Source organism: Rhodomicrobium vannielii ATCC 17100 (genome assembly GCF_000166055.1).
GTDB classification, from domain to species: domain Bacteria; phylum Pseudomonadota; class Alphaproteobacteria; order Rhizobiales; family Rhodomicrobiaceae; genus Rhodomicrobium; species Rhodomicrobium vannielii.
In genome coordinates this window covers 1,381,701-1,398,788 of sequence record NC_014664.1, presented here as the reverse complement: position 1 = coordinate 1,398,788, position 17,088 = coordinate 1,381,701, and the positions used below count along the sequence as shown (strand labels likewise).

Genomic DNA, 17,088 nt, shown 5'->3' with positions numbered 1-17,088 from the left:
CCGCGTCTCCGGTCAGCCAGGCTTCGATTTCCGGCAAATCCTTGGCTTCGTCGTCCCGATGTCCGATCCGGCCGGTTCGCCTTCCCTTACGGCGTCGCGACATAGCCCGACAAGAGAATGAGGCCCGTGGTGCGGTCGTTGAGCGCCAACAGGAACGGCTTGTCGGCGATGAAATTTGTGTATCGCGTGCTTGCCGAGCGGCTGGCGATGACGGCAGTGGCAGCGGCAGCTTCCGCGCCGTCCTCATTGGCAGTAAAGTCCACGCGCTGCGCGATGGCGGTGATCGAGGGCGGGCGCCCTGAGAAGCCGATGAGCCCGTCGTCTTTCAGACCGAGGGCGTTCAGCGCTGGTTTGAGCTCCAGTTGAGCCGACAAGGCGAGCGGCGGGATCGCGATCTGTCCTTCGCCCCGCTCAAAGCCGTCACCGGAAAGCCATGCCGCAACAGGCTCGAAATCCTTAAGCGGCGCCGGCTCGCGTTTCGTCGTGATCACCGTCAGCGCGAAGCGTGCCGTCGCGAACGGCAGTCGCGCGGCGATAAAACGATCATCGGAGCGGAACAACGCGCTGCGAGGACCGGAGTGCATGAACGTCTTCTCAACTGTCGAACCGTCGAGCCGCATAAAGGCTTTCGGCTCGGTCTTTGCCGGATCGAAGGCGGTTTGCCACCGGTCCTTGAAGTGCAGCGCGTTCAGCGCGATCAAGACAGCGCCGTCTGGCATGCTTTCGAGGAGCTTGGGTATTCTGCCGTGCGTGACCTCGCTCACCCAGCCGTTGATATGTGCAAGGGCCGCATCATCCAGCGCCTTGTCATCGAACAGTTTCACATGCGCCTGTTTAAATTCGCCGAGCAGGCTTGCCGATGGCTTGAGCGACGCATCGAGCGCGAGCGAATTGGCAAGGGCAAGCGGACCGGCTTCGGTAGGTTTCGCGGCTAGGAGAAGCGCGTCGAGATCCCGCCGTCCGTTGTTTGGCTGAAGCGAGAGAGCGGCGACGATGGATTGCGTTAACTGCTCATCCGCGAAAAGCGCAATCACGGCAAGCGCTGCCGCCGCACTCGCGGGCGACGACACGACATTGGCGTTCCTATCCGTTTCAAGCGCTTTCGCGAGCTTGAACGCAAAAGCGGCCTGCGAAGCCGCCAGGGATGGCAAGGAGCTGGCGGCTGGCGTCTCCGCCTTCGCGGCGCAAAACATGGAGGTCTCGAAGGCGCTCGATGCGGCCAGGAGGGCGGCGGCTCGCAAAAGGGTGCGGCGGTGAAGCGGCGCGTCGGTCATGTCACGGCCCTCACGGAAGGATCTCGTAGTCGAATACGGCGATCGATGTCGTCTCCGGTCCCTTCTGCGAGACCTCGATATCGCGGTTGATCGCTCTGGCGATGGTGGAAAGGTAGGACATGGCGCTCGCGCGATCCTCGATAACGGCGCGCTCGTCAGTGAAGTCAATTTCTTCTGCGGGACTGGCCAACAGCACAGCGACCAGCCACCCCGGTCCAGCCGGTGGGTCGATAGTAAATTCGAAGCCGCTATACGGGTCTTTCGGATCGGGAACGAGCAACGTCTTCCCCGGCGTCAGAACGCGCTGTAATTCGCTTGTCGGCGAGCGGCGCGACATAGCCGATGGAAACAATCGCGTCAGTTTTCCATCGGCTCCGAGGTTGAACAGGGCGAGATAGCCTGGCTTCCGCGCACTGACTGCTGCGTAAACCGATCGGCCCGGCTTCAAATGCTTGCCCTGCACGAAGGAAATCGACAATCCAGCAGGATTCTTGAACGCGGCATTATCTTCGAGCGCGGTTTGCGTGTCTGTGGAGGGCGCGCTCTGATCGATGCCTGTTTTTGCTTTGATCCAGCCCTCGAAGGCCGCGACGCGCGTGTAGGCACCGGGGGTCCCCGGCAATGCGCAACTTGATCCCCAACTCACAACGCCGATCTGGACCCAGCCCACCCCTCCCCTGGCCACGAGCGGGCCGCCGCTATCCCCCTGACAGGAATCCTTTCCTCCCTTGGCGTCGCCGGCGCAAATGACACGGCTATCGATCACAGGTGAAACACCGTTATCGTCTCGCGTATTCCTGTGAGCGACCTTGCAGGCTTCGAGCGTCACAAGAGGGAGGTTCACCTGCATGAGCTCGTCGGTCACGAATTTTCTCGCATCCTCGACGGACATGACCTCATGTGAAAGCCCGTCGACAAATTTGCCGGGAACCTCCTTGCCGTTCTCGTCGCGGAGGATATCGAGCGGTCGAAGGAGTCCCCAGCCGGTAACGACGGCACTTCCAGTTTCGTAGCCAGCGTCGCGCGGCGTCGCCAGAGCTACGGGTGTCGATCTCGCTGGCGCTGCAAGCTTCAGCAGCGCGATGTCGTTCTCCTTGGTTCCGTCGTTCCAGCCATCGTGAACGATGATTTGCTCGACCTTTATTTTGCGCCCAGAGTTTTTTTTCTGTGAGCCCTCCAGCACGAGGACGGCATCAGGCCGCAGACTTTCGCCGTGCTGAGTGAGGCAATGCGCTGCCGTCAGAACCCAATCTCGTGAGATGATGGAACCGCCGCATGCGAAGCTGAAATCGCTCTCCTTGCGCTTGTTGACGAAGAGCGCGACCTGCCAAGGCCAGTCGCCGGACGCTGCGCAGGTGCCTCCGACAATGCGCCCGCATGCCTTTGCCGCTCTTTCGGTGGCAGGCCCAAGGCCGCGCCAGATGAGCGGTTCCGCCGCAAGAAGCGCGGGCGCAACAAGACATAAGAAGCCCGCAGCAAAAAGGTTGCGGATCATCGCACAATCCCCTTCCACGGCTGCGTCACAATGGTGGCCATACCGATGCGTACGTCGCGCTCCGGGTCGAGATGGTTCCGTATCAGTTCGGGAAGCGTACCGGCGATGAAGCTGCCGTCGTGGTCCTGTAGATAGCGTTCGAGATCGGCAAGCCGTTTCTTCGACAGGATCGCGACGACCTGATCGCTTCCAAAGGGTTCCCGCACGGGAGCCTGCATCGACCATGTCGTCCCACCGAACGGATAGTTACCGCCGCCTGCTGGCGGATAGAGGTACTGAACCTGCCCGGACCCGGTGATGTTGAAGACGATCACGAACTTGCCCTGGGCATCGTCGGCTTCGAGCGACACATAATCGCCCGCATGATGAAGGCTGTTGTCAGGCCCAAGGCGGAACTTTTGCCACCTGTCTTCCGTGAGCCTTGTGAGCGCGCGTGAAGCATAGATCCGGTCGACCACGCCGGGAATGTCCGCGGCGCTGACGTCTTCCGCCAATATATCGCCGTCCGATACGGCCTTGCGTTTTTCAGGCACGAAAACAAGGTCGGCTTTCGCCTTGTCTTCGGTGATCTCGAATTTCGCGATGCGGCTCTTCACGTTTGAAAGAAGGGCGAGGTCGCCATTCGAGACGGCCACCCGGATCGGTCGCGCGTCCAACCGGTGCGGGGTCGGCACAGGCTCGCCGCCGGATGCCGTGCGAAACACGGGCTCGCCGAGCTTCGCTTTTTCCCCCGGCGTAGTGAAGATCGTCTGCTGTCCGTTCGTATATTCGAGACTTCGTTGCCGCGCATATTCGAAAAGGTCTCCGCGCGAAAGCGCCCCGGCCCCTCTGGGCAGTGCCGCCCCTTCGATGGCGCGCGCGACGGCGTAGCTCAAAGCGCCGCGCCGCGTGGCTTCCCCGGCGATTTTGACTTCGGGCGCTTTCTGCGAAGGATCGGCTGCGGCGAGGAAAGTGAGCCGGGGAAAGCTTGCCGCGTCGCGGGCTGCGTCGAGCACGGTCGCGACGCTCGTGGCCTCGAGTTGCACTTCCTTTGAAAGGTCGATCTGCCGGTACGTCAGGATATTGCTGTCCGGCTGGAACGTTCGGGTCATACCGCCACCGTGGCAGGTGTCCGCGATGAACAGGACATCGACGCCCTTGCCGTCGAGAACGCCGATCCAGCTTTTCATCTCAGGTCCGGCAATCAACTCGCTGCGGTCGGACGCATTATTCTCATCGAAGTCCGCCAGCACGTAGGCCTCGTCTTTGTGATCGGGCTTCGTGTTCTCGTACATCTCCCGGATGCGGGTGCCGTGTCCGGCAAACGCGATGATCGCCAGATCGCCGGGGCGCGCTTCTGCAAGGAGGCGTTCCATCGCATCGACGATCGCCTGCCGCTTTGCCACCCGGTCGAGCAGAAGCGCGATATTGGCGGGCGGCACTCTCGCCGCCTTTAGAGTTCTGTCCAGATCCTTTGCATCGGCCACCGCGCCCTGCAGCGGCCTTTGATAGCGGTAATCGTCGATGCCGACGACGAGGGCGCGGATCGTGCCGCCGCCCGGTGCGAAGATCGCCGCGCCTGCGCCGCCATAGCCCGCGATTAGCGCGAAGACGAGCGCCCCGAGCGCCGCGAATGCAAACGACAATCGCCTGTATGTGCGCATGACCGCCTCCTCAGTTCCGCTGCCAGACGACGCGCCGGTTCAGTTCCCAAAGTTGCTCATTCGTCAGGTTAGAGGCGTTCTGCGGCACATAGGGCTCGGTCTTGCCCCTGGCGCGCGTCTCGATGCGGGCGGCGACCCCCTTCTCGCGCTTGAGATAGGCCGCGACACGTTCGACGCGCCGCTTCGACAGGTCCATGTTGTGAGCGTCGGTGCCGCGCTCGTCGGTGTGTCCTTCCAGGATGATAACGGCCGGGCGCTGTTCGTTGATGGCTGCGGCCAGTTCGTCGGCATACTGCCGGCCGACCGGCGTGAGTTCGTCGCGGTCCGTCTCGAACTGGATGGGCAGCGGCACTTTGCGGACGGGTATCCCCCGATCGAGCGATCCGCCGACACCGCCGCGCGTATTATGGGCGACACTCACATAGCCGTCCGCGAAGGCTCGCGCCTCGTAGGACGCCTTCACAAGGTCTTCGATAATCGCGGGAGAGACGGGGTTGGTTTTGTTTCCGCCCGCCAGCGTGATGGAGCGCTCGAACGCTTGGACCGCTTCCTTGTAGCGCTTTTTTTCCATGTGCAACTCGCCGATGGCATAGGCAGCGGTCCACAGCAACCCCGGCTCGTCGGCCTGAAAAAGCAGCGCCTCGCGCTCCTTCTGGTGAGCCGGACTCTTCTTCAGCGCTTCGGCGCTCTCGATCTGACGCCCCGCCCGTTTCGCCCGCAAGGGGTTTCGCTCATTGCCGCAGGCGCCGCTCAACGCGATCTCGTTTTCGACCGCTATAGCGCCGCGAAAATCGGGCACGGTGAGCGCGGCCTCGAAGCGCGCCCGAAACGCGGCGCATTCGTCCTGCGCGTAGGCTGGCGCTGCTATCGCCAGCGCGGCGGCCACCGTTGCCACACTCTTTCGTCCGATCGCGCCCATGATCCCCCGCCGCGATTTCAGATGCGTCCTGTTCCTCTAATCGGGATGGAATTCAAGCCTGCCTGCACCGCCGCACATGCGCCGCGTCGAGCCCGCGTTGCCGCCCGCCGACACTCTAGCTGAAGCTGTATAAACCAGAAAGATGCTTTGCATAAAGGAGCGACTTTCCTCGCTGTCACGTCCGCGCTAAAACATCCCGATACTGAATTCAGGGATTGCCTTTGCGGAGGATTTCATGCGCGCGTTGTTTCTGGCCCTGGCGCTGATGGTGGCGGGATGCTGTGCGGCTCTCGCGGACGCGGTGGCGGATTGCAATCAGCAGAAGGATCGCGATCTTTCTATTCGCGGCTGCACACTCATCATTGACCGCAAGGCGAAAGGCGACCGCGCCCTCGCGTATCATTGGCGCGGTTATAACTACAAAAACAAAGGCGACTACGACCGCGCCATCGTCGATCTCAACGAGGCCATCCGCCTCGATCCGAAAGACGCCAAAGCCTATTCCAACCGCGGCGATGCCTATGACAACAAGGGCGAGTACGACCGCGCCATCGCGGACCACAGCGAGGCCATCCGCCTCGATCCGAAAAACTCCAACGCCTATACCCATCGCGGCAACGCCTATCGCGATAAAGGCGAGTACGGCCGCGCCATCGCGGACTTCAACGAGGCCATCTTCCTCGATCCGCAATACGCTTTCACCTATTACAATCGCGGCAACGCCTATCGCGATAAGAGCGACTACGACCGCGCCATTGCCGATTATGACGAGGCCATCCGCCTCTATCCTGCAATGGCATATGCCTATGGGGGTCGCTCCCATGCGATGTTCAAGACCGGGAAGCTTGAAGCGGCCATGGCCGACATCGACAAGGCAATCTCGCTAGATAAGCAACTCGCCTTTTTCTTCTACAGGCGAGGCCATATCCATCTCGCTTCCGGCGGCAAGGACAGCGCGCTCGCCGATTTCAATGAGGCGTTGCGGCTTGAAAGCGGTGCGGTTTCTGCGCTTTCGGGGCGCGGGCAGGTTTACGAGGCGCAGGGCAAGAAGGATTTGGCAGTCGCGGATTACAGGAAGGCTATCGACGGTAAGGCCGCCGACCGGGAAGACAGGGATGCCCAGGACACCGCCCGCGAGCGGCTCGCCGCGCTCGAGCAGTCCGCCAAAGTCGCAGCCGCGCCGCCGGTTGCTCCGGTCGCGCCCGCAATGACAACCTCTGCCCCGGCCGCCTCACAAACCCGCCCCCTCGGTCGCCGCGTCGCGCTCGTCATCGGCAACGCCGACTATCGCGCGCTGTCGCGGCTCGGCAACCCGGTCGGCGATGCGCGGCGGGTTGCGAGCGAGCTTCGCGCCAACGGTTACGACGTGCTCGACGGCTACGACCTGACGCGCGAAAGATTCCTCGACAAGCTCGAAACCTTCCGCCAGTCCCATCTGCGCGGCGCGACCGAAATCTTCGTGTTCTACGCGGGCCACGGCATGTCCATCGGCGGCCGCGACGTGCTGGCGCCCATCGATCTCGCCTATGTGTCAGGCGACACGGCAAACTGCCCTCTGACGACATGAGGAACTGCCCCTCGTGACGAAGGAGGGGTCTCATGAACGATCATCGAATCGACGAAAGCCCGAAGCGGATGAACGATCCGCGGAGGAAGGTCATGAAGGAGCCGGAGGAGGTCGCGGCGATGCTGCGGCTGTGGTCGGTCGGCTTGGGGGTTGAAGCGGATCGGCCGGGAGTTCCGCTGCAGCCATCACACGGTCAAGCGTTACGTTGATGCGGGCGGGTTCGTGGCCTACAGGCAGCCGGAGCGGCCGCGCAAGCTCGACGGCCTTGAGGATTGGCTGCGCGAGCGGTTTCGGCGCCATCGCGGCAAACGCCGACGTGGTCCGCCAGGAGCTGATTGGCGAGAAAGGCATCGCCGTCAGCCTTCGCACGGTGGAGCGGGCGGTGGCGTGGTTCCGGCAGGAACTCGACGCCGAAGCGCGCGCCTGCGTGCGTTTCGAGACGCGGCCCGGCAAGCAGATGCAGATCGACTTTGGCGAGCGCCTGGTCGAGATCGGCGGCGTCAGGATCAAGGCGTTTCTGTTCGTCGCCACGCTCGGCTACTCGCGCCGGATCCATGTCCGCGCCTTTGATAACGAGCGCCAGGAAAGCTGGTTCGACGGGCTGGAAAGCGCCTTTGCGAAGTTCGACGGCGTGACGGAAGACGTGCTGTTCGACAACGCCAGGGCACTCGTCGACCGGCATGACAGGCTGACCGGCGCGGTCGCCTACAACGCAAAGCTGTTGGCTTTCGCCAGGCATTGGGGCTTCCGGCCGAAAGCCTGCGCTCCGTATCGGGCGCGCACGAAAGGCAAGACCGAAAACGGCGTGGGCTATGTGAAGAAGAACGCGGTCGCGGGGCGAGCGTTTGCGACATGGGATGCGTTCGAGGCGCACCTTGAGGCCTGGTCCCGCGAGATCGCCGACACGCGCATTCACGGCACGACCGGGGAAAGCCCTGTGGCGCGCTTTCAGCGCGACGAGGCGGGCGCCTTGAAGGCGGCGGCCGGCGTCCCGCCGTTTCGGGCGGCGAACGCCTATTCGGTTCCGTGGCGGCTGGTGGGCGAGCGGGTGCGCGTGACCGTCACGGGGGGCATGGTGCGCATCTTTCATGGCGGGGGGGAGGTGGCCGTTCATCGCGCCTGCGATGGCCGCCGGCAGCGTATCGTCGAACACTCGCACTTCGAGGGGTTGGCCGGCGCCCGGCCCCTGAGCCTTCCAGACGATGCGGCGCGGCAGCGGCCTCAAAAACCCGCCTTGCTGCGTCCGCTCGCCGAGTACGAAGCCCATGTCGGGGGAGGCTTCTGACGATGTCTTCCTGCGACGACCGGCTTTTGGACATGCTCGGCAAGCTCAAGCTGTTCGGCATCCGCGATCGGCTCGACAGCCTGCTCGACGAGGCCTCCCGTTCCGACCTCGACATGCGCCAGACGCTGACGCTGCTCTTGGAGCGTGAGATTGCGCGCAAGGACGCGCGCCGGATCGAGATGGCGCTGAAGCTCGCTCACTTCCCGATGGTACGGGACCTCACAGGCTTCGACTTCGCGGCGCAGCCCTCCGTCGACGCCAGACAAGTGCGCGATCTCGCGGCTGGACGCTGGATCGCGAACGGCGAGAATGTGCTCCTGCTCGGGCCGCCCGGCGTCGGGAAAACCCATCTCGCCATCGCGCTCGGGCGCGAGGCCATTCTGGCGGGTTACGCCGCGCTCTTCATGCCGGCGACTGCGCTGGTGGCGCAACTCGCGAGGGCGCATGTGGAAGGCCGGCTCGAGGATCGGCTCATGCACTTCGCCAAACCGAAGCTCCTGATCGTGGACGAACTGGGCTACCTGCCGTTCGAGCCCTCTGCGGCGCATCTGTTCTTCCAGCTTGTCTCGCGCCGCTACGAAAAGGGCGCGATGCTGATGACCTCGAACCGAAGCGTCGGCGAATGGGACGCCGTGTTCGGCGATCCGGTCGTGGCGACCGCGATCCTCGACCGCATGCTCCATCACAGCCACGTCATCACCATCCGCGGCGACAGCTACCGCCTCAAGGAAAAACGTCGCAGCGGTCTTCTGCAGAAGACCGCTGCGACAGAACCAAAGCCTCAAAGGACTGATCAATGACGGGGCAGTTCTTCGTGTCGAAACGGGGCAGTTCCGGATGTCGGTTGACAGCCTATGACTGCGACGAGAAGTCCGGTGCCATGACCGTGCGCCGCGACATCGCGCTCGACGAGATCGAGCGCCAGATGCGAGGCACGGCAAGCCTTGTCATGGTGCTCGACGCCTGCCGCAGCGGGGCACTCCAGCAATGCGGGTCGCGCGGCGACGGCGAAGGCTTTCGCGGGCTGGGGCGCGCGACGCGGTCAGGCACGCTGATTGTGAGTTCGACCGCGCCGGGCAGCGTTGCGAGCGATGGCCGTTCGGGCGAAGGCTCGCCCTTCGCGCGCGTGCTGGTGCAGCGGATGCAGGCACAGCGCGAGGCCTATTATCGCGAGCTGTTCGACGATGTGGCGCGCGATGTGAGCGAGACGACGCGCGGCGCGCAGGTGCCGGACGTGCTGGCGCGTGGTGGCGCGCCGAAATCGTGCCTGTCGGGGCGCTGCGGTGTGGCGGCGCGGTAAGCCGCGCGGCGCCTGGTTCACGTATGCGTTGCAAGGTCGGGCAGCCAGCCGCCTCGGGCGGGTGCCGAGTTAACCTCGCAGCCGATCCCGTTTGATGCGCTTACAGGCCGCACGAGACGACGTTGATGCGAGTCTCCGCCTTTCGCCATGCGCTCAGTTCATTGAAAACATTCACGTTTGTGTAGTCCATATTGGCGGGCGGCGAGGTCAGGTAGGCCTTGTAACCATATGATCCGCCGTAGGAGACGACTTCCCGGCCATCCTCTGCCTTGAGGCGACTTTCCGACCTGGCTTCGATGCTGTTCCACGCTGAAGCGCGCGTCTCACCGTCAGCGTCGACATAGAGGACCTTTATATTCAAGTCCTTCACGCATCTGTTTGCCACGACAATCGGTTTGGCGCGCCATTCAGCCGGAACCCAGGCGGCCGCGACGCACTGCTTGCAGTGCTCTTCTAGACCAAGGCAGCATCTCACCTCGGGCGTAGATGCGGTGACCAAAATGCCGGCCAAAACACCGGCAAAAAATGTGCGCACGAACATACGCAGAATGAAGGCAAGTATTGCGCTCATGATTGTCCCACCCCTTCGCCGTTCTGCACCAGATCGCTGGTGCGCTTATTTGCTTTAAATCGCGTGCTCTCACCGCCAAACAAACTCGAAATCGCAGACCGCCACGTCGCCATTCTCGCTAGGCGTCTTGATCGCTATCGCGTCTCTCGGGCGGGGGCGAATTGTTCTCGGAGGAATTGCCACGGGATTGTCGTCAAAACCCCTGTCGCTCGGCGCAAGGGACGCCCAGTTCTCTCCTTTCGATGTAGGAAGGAAAGAAGGACGTGGGAGCGCAGCGAAATCCCCCCCGAGAGACAGAACAAAACGCGATATTTCCCCATTCAGATGAGAATTCGCGATGACGTAAAGCCGCTTCGCGCCGTAGGGCAACAGCCGCGACTGGCCCGTTTCGGGGAAATCTTGCTTGCGGAAGCGGCCGCGGGTGTCCTCCCACACGATCACTGACTTCGAGGCGGCTTCGCTGAACTGAACTTCGGCGTTATCTCCGACAGGCACGTTCTCACCGTTGTTCAGGACAAAGCTCGAGTAAGTGCGGCCGGAAGAAAGCGAGCGTGGTAGCGAAGCGTCCAGCAGCGAAACGCGGGTGCCACACGGATTCTCGCTTGAACTGTTGTGCTCCAGAAGCAGCGTCAAAGATTCGGGTGCCGAGGAAATGTCGCGAGCATTGATTTCGTCGGAGAACGCTATTGCTACGGGGAGGCGCCGCGCGCCGCTGTCATCGCCCTTGACGCGGTCTTTCGCCTTCTCCAGCACCCGATTGACGCGCAACCATGTCAGTTGCTCGGGGTTGCAATTTGCGTCCGCCTCACAATGCGGCCTCGGGCCTACGAAGACGAGCCGAACATCTCTCCAGTCCTTGATCCTCCCGAGCAGCTTCGCGATGCGGTCGAGGGCCTCCTCATTGACGGTGGCTTCCGTCTGAGACAGATCTTTCGAATTCTTCTCGAAGCGAAGCTCGAAACTTCGCGTATCGAACGAAAGCGCGGCCTGTGCGTGTACCGGCACACTGGTGAGACAACCGATAATCAGCGTTGAAAGACATCTATTTACAGGCATTTCGGCGGGCCTTTCTCCGTGAGGAACGAATAGTCGAGGTAGCCTGGTGCTTCACTGACCGCTGCATTGATGACAGCGTTGATGCGATCGTCGGCTGATGTTGCGCCCGCAACCTCCGCAAGCCGCGCCTTCAGCGCAACCGTGTCGAAGGCGGTCCATCGCCTCGCGAGAACGACGAGTTTGTTGCTCTCTTCCACATCCTTGATCGAGAGGCTGATGGAAACCTCCCGAACTCCCACTTCGCCCCCCCATATGCCGGGCGAAAAAACCTTCACACCGGACTTGGCCGAAACCGTCAGCACGGCGAAATGATAGGGAGCGATCCAGTCCGACCAGGAACTTGGGTTCTTGATCTGGGCGCGGAGGGCGATGGCGGTGTTGGTCGGATAAATTGCCCGGCCAGCGGAATCCAGGCAAACAGGGAGAGCCAGCGACACGCCATTACGTCTCACTATCGGGAATGGACTGGGCACAGTTTCGCCTCCGGAAAGCTCGATATCCGCGAACTCGAGCCGGATGGGTCTGTCGAGCCATTTCTTGAACGCCACAACTGAGAGTGAAACGGCGGTCAATATGCACAAAGCTGCAAACGACCGTTTTAGGATCAGTCCGTAAAACGGGTCGAGGCTCGGCCCCTTGATCCGGAGCACGGCGAGCGCCTCCCGGAGGTGCGAAACCGGATGAAGCTGGAGATCGACCCCGTGGTCGCGATAGGTCTCTCGCAGGCGCTCGAATTCCACCCTGTAGGCTAGGAGTGTTTCCTCGCCCTCGGGGGTCGTCGCCGGAAAGAGGAAGGGAATACGCGGGGCGATCGCGCTGCCCATATGGTCTTCAAGGTAGGTTCTGATCGCTTCGATCTTTTCGCCCATTGATCCGACAGGCTTGACGGGAACGTCACGAAAAGAATGGAGACTTTCGTGCGTCGCGAGTTGGCCTGTCGCGATGGCGACTGAGGCCTCGCTCTGCCCCTCGTACATCAAGATCGCCAGAGCGAGCCCAAGCTGGGCACTTGAGCTATTGTTTGACGAAAGAGCGCGCAGATCGGGCGCGTTCACCGGCGAAAGGTATGCCCTCCTGTGCAGTCCAAACCGCGTCACGAAATTGTCCGATGCAAGTCCTAGCTCGCGGATCGCGGCTGCGGCCACTTCGCCAGCGCGATAGAGGCGGCAATCGTTCAGGAGAACAATTTCGGGAATGAGTTTGGCGTCGTTCGCAGGTTTGACGCCGTCGGCGCGGATATGAGCGATGCGGCCCCCGGCGTCTCCTGCGGAGGCCAGCGGAATCATGACGCGGCGTGCGCTGAAGGCCACGGTCTATTCCTGCGGTGAAGATTTCGCTTCGGAGGTTACGAGAATTGCGATGTCTCGCAGCCCGTGGCGGATGTCCGGCGTATCCGAAAGCAGGCAGGTGGCTCCCCCCGATAGGCTGAAACAGAAGCGATAGTTGATGGCCCCGTTGCCGCTTTTCAGCCTCCCTTCGCGCCCCGCATAGTCTTCAAGCGCGGCCACGCCTAACAGCTGCAACTTGACAACGATTTGTCCCTCGTCTGGGGTAACCATGACAGAAAGGTCGCTGCCTTCCGTAAGTAACTCCGTATCTGGCAGGAAAAAGCCATCGGACGCGGCGGCTGCGAGCAGGGTGATCTTGAACGCTAGCTTTTCATCGGGCTCGACAAACAGCTCGCCTGCCTGGAGATCGGCAAGCGCCATCTCGGTAAGAAAATTGATTTTTCTCGAAAATTGCCGCCAAGGGCGATTGTTTGGATCGAAAGTCATGGCTTCTCGACAAATCTAAGGGCCTTCAACCTTCTATCGGGATGGATTCGTCGAGTTGGCGGACGAAGGCACAGACGCGCTCGCCAATCGCTTGAAGCCAAACCCCCAACGTTGTCTTCTTCGCCCTGAGGCGTGCCTTGATTGCGGCGTCCTTCGCAAGATCGGCCGCGTTCGCCCCCGCCTCAAGTTGCAGATACAGCCATTCTTCCAGTTCATCGATGACGTTCGCCTCGCGGCACAAGCGCAACCGTTTCCTGAACTCCGCCGATGAACACCCCTCTTCATCGTCTCCCTGCGCATCCTCCAGAGCCTCGATGTCGAGATTGGAAACCGTGTGGAGGGCTGTCGGCCGCAGGGCTTGCCCCAGTTCCGACCGCCAGAGATCTTCGGCGCTGTCGTAGCCGGACACATGACGCCCGCTCTTCCATACGTTTTGCCAGACAGCAAGCAGATCTTTGTCTCGCTGTCTCACTTCGGATAGAAATGCGGAGAGCTGCTTTGCCTGATGTGTGCTGAGCGTGTCCTCCCAATCCGCTGGCCAGAGGCCGACGGAGAGCAGAGCCGCATAGGGGGCGTTCGCCGCTTCGAACGCCTGAATGACGAGGTTGCGAAAGGTCATCCCCGCTTCGCCTTCGAGCGGAACGAGCCGATCGGGCGAAAGCCTGATCGCACCCCAGAGCGACAGCTCCTCCGGCAGTTCGACGCGCGCTCCGGATGCCTGGAGGAAAAGCGGACCGAGATTCGCGCGGGTCGAGGCTGCCGGGTTGCCTTTCGAGATGTCGCGGGAAGAGCCGACAAGGCTCGCGCACAGGAAGGCGAAGCCGTCCGGCTTGCGAAAAGGGATCGCGGGTTCATCGAGGCTCCGAATGAGCGCGCAATCCGTCCAACCCGCTGCCGGGGAGCGGCGCCAGAGAGCAGCGAGGAGTTCGTGCCCCTTGTGATGAGGATTGTTTCTCGCGAGAAACAGGCTCCGGTCCAGAACGCGGTCGAAGTAGATTTGGGCGGCCTCTTCCGGCGAACACCGCGAGGCGACCAGTGCATGTCCCGTGAGATGCTCGAAATATGAGGTGCTTTCGCCGCCCTGGGCGCCTTTTCGAAGGTCGTTTCCGCTCAGAATATCGATGAGGTCTGCGTAGATTTCGCCTAGGACGACAGCCGTTGTTTTTCCTGAGAGATTGAGCCGCCGGGCGACAAGGCCGGCGAAGCGCATGATGAATGCCCGGCGCGAGAATTGGGAAGCCATGAAGCGAAACCGGATGAACTATCGCGAAAAGCCAAGAACAAGCTCGAAAAAAGATATAAACGTGCTCATCATCCGTAAAGCAGATTAAGCCGTGAAGGGCGGTTCGCCGCACGGCTGGAGCGTGCGTGCAACGCTTTGGAACTCGATAGCGGATCGGCGCCCGCCACGCTGATCCAGAGTGCCGACCCTTTCGCCGTCAGGCTCTGGCATAGTTGAGCAAGGCTTCCCGCGTTTCCAAGCCGAAAACGCCGTCGATCGGACCGCTGTAAAGCCCCGCTTCCTTCAGAAGCTTCTGCACTTCTTCGCGGGTCGGCTGCGAATACGCTGGGAAACTCTTCTGAATGCTCCATGCGCCTGCGCGCAGTGCCGCCAGACCGTAGCGCGCAGCCTGAGTCGGGTTGCGCGCTACCCAGCGGCCCTCGTCGTAGGCTTGAGCGAGTTGAGCCAGCGCCACGCCATCGCCGCCGCGCGCGGCCTTGTCGAGCCAGTTGAGCGCTTCGACAAGGTTTTGCGCAACGCCTTCGCCTTTGCCGTATACGATGGCGAGCCGCACCATGGCTGTCGTCGAGCCGAGGTCTGCCGCCTTGCGATACCATTCCACCGCCCTCAGAATTTGGGGCTTCCCGTTTGCGTCGGACTGATAGATGTCGCCCAGGCGAACCATGGCCGCCACGTGGCCTGCCTTCGCGGCGCGCTCGTAATACTCAACTACCGCGCCGATGGACTGCTTGGTCTCGCCATAGTAGGCGGCTTCGGCCAGATTAAAGAGTTGGGCGGCGTTATCGCCACCGCCCGTCTCGGGTTTCGCCGCCGCGCCATCTGTCACGATGCGGAAGATCTGCGTCGCGACGCCGTAATCGGCGCTCTGCTTTCCAGTCAGTTCAACACTGATGTCGCGGGCGATGGCGCGGGCCTCGCCGGGCACGGCATAAAACGGACCGGCCTCGCTCAGCCGTCGCGCGTCGAGCGTATCAATCGGCTTTTCTGTGGCGATAACCTTCAGAACCTCCCGGCCCGCCGGACCGTTCACGGTGAAGCGATAGCGCTCGTCTGGCGTTGGGATCTGCACAACCTCGAACGCCTCGACGCGTTTTTCGCGCTGGTAGCGGTTCGGGTAGATCACGTGTACTTTGCCGGACGTGCCGACATCGAGTACCGTGATATAGGCAGGTTTGCTCGTCCGCACCTGAAGCGTGACCGCGTCGCCGGGGCGATAGGTGGCGTTTTCGCGGTCGAGCCACGCCGAAACCTTGATGGAGGCAGGTACTGGCGCATCCTCGCCGATGTTGACGATCTCGCTCTGCTCGACGGTGATGGATATGTCGCGGTAGACGGTATCGGCGTCGGCGTTCGAAATCAGAAGAGCGGCGGCGAATAGCCCGCTCGGCACTGCGCGGAAAATGGTCTTCATGGCAATCCTCTCAATTCGGCCGAAGGGGCCGTTACTTAAGTAATCGGGATGGATTTAGCAGGCTGTTGAAGAAGTCAGCCGCGTTGGCAGACGAAGCCTGAATCGTCGCCGTTGTGAATGTAGAAGTGGCCGACAAGGCGGCCGGCGGTGCCGATTGCGGCCCAGCCGCGACCGCAGGCGGGGTCATTCTCGTCTTGTCCTTCCCACGAGAACTCCGCGCAGGCCGATCCTTCGCGTGTGCGGTAGCGAACGTCGAGGAAGCCCTTGAGCGCGCCGAAGGCGATTTCGCCATCCGCCGCGCTGTCGAAAGTGAGATGCGCTTCCTCGATCAGATCCAGGAAGTCGTTGTCCCAGTTGTCCATCTCGACGATGCGCCAGCGGCCAGCGAAGGCCTTGGCGAAGGCGGGAACCTTTGCCATCAGCCGGTCTCCGTCATCAGCTTGGGCAGCCGCACCAGATTGTAGGCGGCGGCCGCGAAGGTGAAGGCCCATCCGACGCGGTCGCGACCACGGAACTTCGTCTTGTCCTGCCCGGCGATCGTCTTGATCCAGCCAAACGCCTCCTCGATGCGCTTCCTGATGCGCTGGCTGGCGACATAGCCGCCGTGCCGGGTCGTGCGGACGTCGATCGCCGAACGTCGCCCGCTGGTGTTCCGCGTCACATGCGGCGTCACCTTCATCGAGCGCAACTCGTTGACGAAGTCCTGTGTGTCGTAACCCTTGTCGGCGCCGAGCGTGATCCTTCGAGGACGGTCGGCCAGAGGCTCGATCATATGCAGCGCTGCCACACGCTCGGCATGCCCGTCGGCCAGCGTCAGGCAGGCGTCGACCAGCAGGCCGTGGCGGTTCTCCATCAGCCCATGCCCAATGAAGCAGAGCTTCGCCTCCTTGCCACTGCCCTTCTTGTAGAGCCTCGCCTCCGGGTCCGTGGTCGAGGCGTGCGTCTCGTTTGTCCGCTTCTGGCCATGGAAATCCGCTTCGGCATTGCGACCACCGCCTTGAACCGGCGGCTCACCGGAGCCATCCTTCGGCCTGACGCTCTTCATCGACGCCCACGCCTCGATCAGCGTGCCGTCTACCGAGAAGTGATCGCTCGACAGAAGCCGCTTAACTCTTGGCTGGGCCAGAACCGCGCCCAGGAACTTGGCGGCGATGTCGCCTTCCAGCAGGCGGTCGCGGTTCTTCGAGAATGTCGAATGGTCCCAGGCCGCATCATCGACGCCGATGCCGACGAACCAGCGGAACAGAAGATCGTATTCCAGCCGCTCCATAAGCAGACGCTCCGAGCGGATCGAGTAGAACGCCTGCAACAGCATCGCCCGCAGCAACTTCTCCGGCGGGATCGATGGTCGCCCGATCGTCGAATAAAGCGCCGCGAACTCACGCTCCAGCGCGCCGAGAGCCTCGTTCACGATCGTTCGAATCGCTCGCAGCGAATGGTCGCGCCGAACCCGCGCCTCAAGATCGACGTAGCTAAACAGTTGGCCAGTTCGTTTGTCGTCGCCGCGCATGCACCGGTCTCCGAATCCCTTCGGAGACAATGAATCACG

General features: G+C 62.1%; 15 protein-coding genes and 1 pseudogene. 4 read left to right on the top strand and 12 right to left on the bottom strand.

The features are described 5' to 3' along the window. Positions 1-86 precede the first annotated feature (86 nt). The 4 genes from RVAN_RS06340 to RVAN_RS06325 are packed head-to-tail and all read right to left on the bottom strand — an operon-like array spanning position 87 to position 5,331. Positions 87-1,274 (bottom strand): serpin family protein, encoded by a 1,188-nt coding sequence (locus tag RVAN_RS06340; RefSeq protein ID WP_013418926.1) that lies wholly within the window; start codon positions 1,272-1,274, stop codon positions 87-89. A gap of 10 nt (positions 1,275-1,284) precedes the next feature. Then, positions 1,285-2,769, bottom strand: a complete 1,485-nt coding sequence (locus RVAN_RS06335) for a DUF1986 domain-containing protein (RefSeq protein WP_013418925.1) — start codon at positions 2,767-2,769, stop codon at positions 1,285-1,287. Further along, positions 2,766-4,412 (bottom strand): caspase family protein, encoded by a 1,647-nt coding sequence (locus RVAN_RS06330; protein WP_013418924.1) that lies wholly within the window; start codon positions 4,410-4,412, stop codon positions 2,766-2,768. Before RVAN_RS06330 ends, RVAN_RS06335 begins: the two co-directional genes overlap by 4 nt. 10 nt (positions 4,413-4,422) lie before the next feature. Beyond that, positions 4,423-5,331, bottom strand: coding sequence for an OmpA family protein (locus RVAN_RS06325; protein ID WP_013418923.1), 909 nt, complete (start codon positions 5,329-5,331; stop codon positions 4,423-4,425). Positions 5,332-5,566: 235 nt separating this feature from the next. Between RVAN_RS06325 and RVAN_RS06320 the strand changes: the two genes are divergently transcribed. From RVAN_RS06320 to RVAN_RS06305, 4 genes and pseudogenes are all read left to right on the top strand, one after another. After that, positions 5,567-6,898: a tetratricopeptide repeat protein gene (locus tag RVAN_RS06320; RefSeq protein ID WP_049779242.1), complete on the top strand. Its 1,332-nt coding sequence runs from the start codon at positions 5,567-5,569 to the stop codon at positions 6,896-6,898. Between the two features lie 68 nt (positions 6,899-6,966). Beyond that, positions 6,967-8,183: pseudogene (gene istA / locus RVAN_RS06315) on the top strand (IS21 family transposase). Positions 8,184-8,185: 2 nt separating this feature from the next. After that, entirely contained in the window at positions 8,186-8,983 is a 798-nt protein-coding gene (gene istB, locus RVAN_RS06310) for an IS21-like element helper ATPase IstB (protein WP_013418922.1), read from the top strand. Further along, positions 8,980-9,483 (top strand): caspase family protein, encoded by a 504-nt coding sequence (locus tag RVAN_RS06305; RefSeq protein ID WP_155942362.1) that lies wholly within the window; start codon positions 8,980-8,982, stop codon positions 9,481-9,483. Before istB ends, RVAN_RS06305 begins: the two co-directional genes overlap by 4 nt. Before the next feature lie 100 nt (positions 9,484-9,583). Here the strand turns inward: RVAN_RS06305 and RVAN_RS06300 are convergent, their stop codons facing one another. The 8 genes from RVAN_RS06300 to RVAN_RS06265 all read right to left on the bottom strand — a co-directional run bounded on the left by RVAN_RS06300 (position 9,584) and on the right by RVAN_RS06265 (position 17,049). Then, positions 9,584-10,054 carry a hypothetical protein gene (locus RVAN_RS06300; RefSeq protein WP_013418921.1) on the bottom strand — a complete coding sequence of 157 codons (471 nt, stop codon included), beginning with the start codon at positions 10,052-10,054 and terminating at the stop codon, positions 9,584-9,586. 69 nt (positions 10,055-10,123) lie between these two features. Further along, on the bottom strand, positions 10,124-11,110 hold the full coding sequence (locus RVAN_RS06295) for a hypothetical protein (protein ID WP_013418920.1): 987 nt from the start codon (positions 11,108-11,110) through the stop codon (positions 10,124-10,126). Continuing rightward, positions 11,101-12,420, bottom strand: a complete 1,320-nt coding sequence (locus RVAN_RS06290; RefSeq protein WP_013418919.1) for a hypothetical protein — start codon at positions 12,418-12,420, stop codon at positions 11,101-11,103. Before RVAN_RS06290 ends, RVAN_RS06295 begins: the two co-directional genes overlap by 10 nt. A gap of 3 nt (positions 12,421-12,423) precedes the next feature. Continuing rightward, the gene (locus tag RVAN_RS06285; protein ID WP_013418918.1) at positions 12,424-12,885 is read right to left on the bottom strand and encodes a hypothetical protein; all 462 of its coding nucleotides are present in this window, start codon (positions 12,883-12,885) and stop codon (positions 12,424-12,426) included. A gap of 25 nt (positions 12,886-12,910) precedes the next feature. Then, positions 12,911-14,128: a hypothetical protein gene (locus RVAN_RS06280; RefSeq protein ID WP_013418917.1), complete on the bottom strand. Its 1,218-nt coding sequence runs from the start codon at positions 14,126-14,128 to the stop codon at positions 12,911-12,913. A gap of 196 nt (positions 14,129-14,324) precedes the next feature. Next, positions 14,325-15,539, bottom strand: coding sequence for a DUF4384 domain-containing protein (locus tag RVAN_RS18750; protein ID WP_013418916.1), 1,215 nt, complete (start codon positions 15,537-15,539; stop codon positions 14,325-14,327). A 74-nt stretch (positions 15,540-15,613) separates the two neighbouring features. After that, complete coding sequence (locus RVAN_RS06270) at positions 15,614-15,958, bottom strand: hypothetical protein (RefSeq protein WP_013418915.1); 345 nt, start codon at positions 15,956-15,958, stop codon at positions 15,614-15,616. Beyond that, positions 15,958-17,049 carry an IS5 family transposase gene (locus RVAN_RS06265; RefSeq protein ID WP_013418914.1) on the bottom strand — a complete coding sequence of 364 codons (1,092 nt, stop codon included), beginning with the start codon at positions 17,047-17,049 and terminating at the stop codon, positions 15,958-15,960. Before RVAN_RS06265 ends, RVAN_RS06270 begins: the two co-directional genes overlap by 1 nt. Between the last annotated feature and the right edge of the window lie 39 nt (positions 17,050-17,088).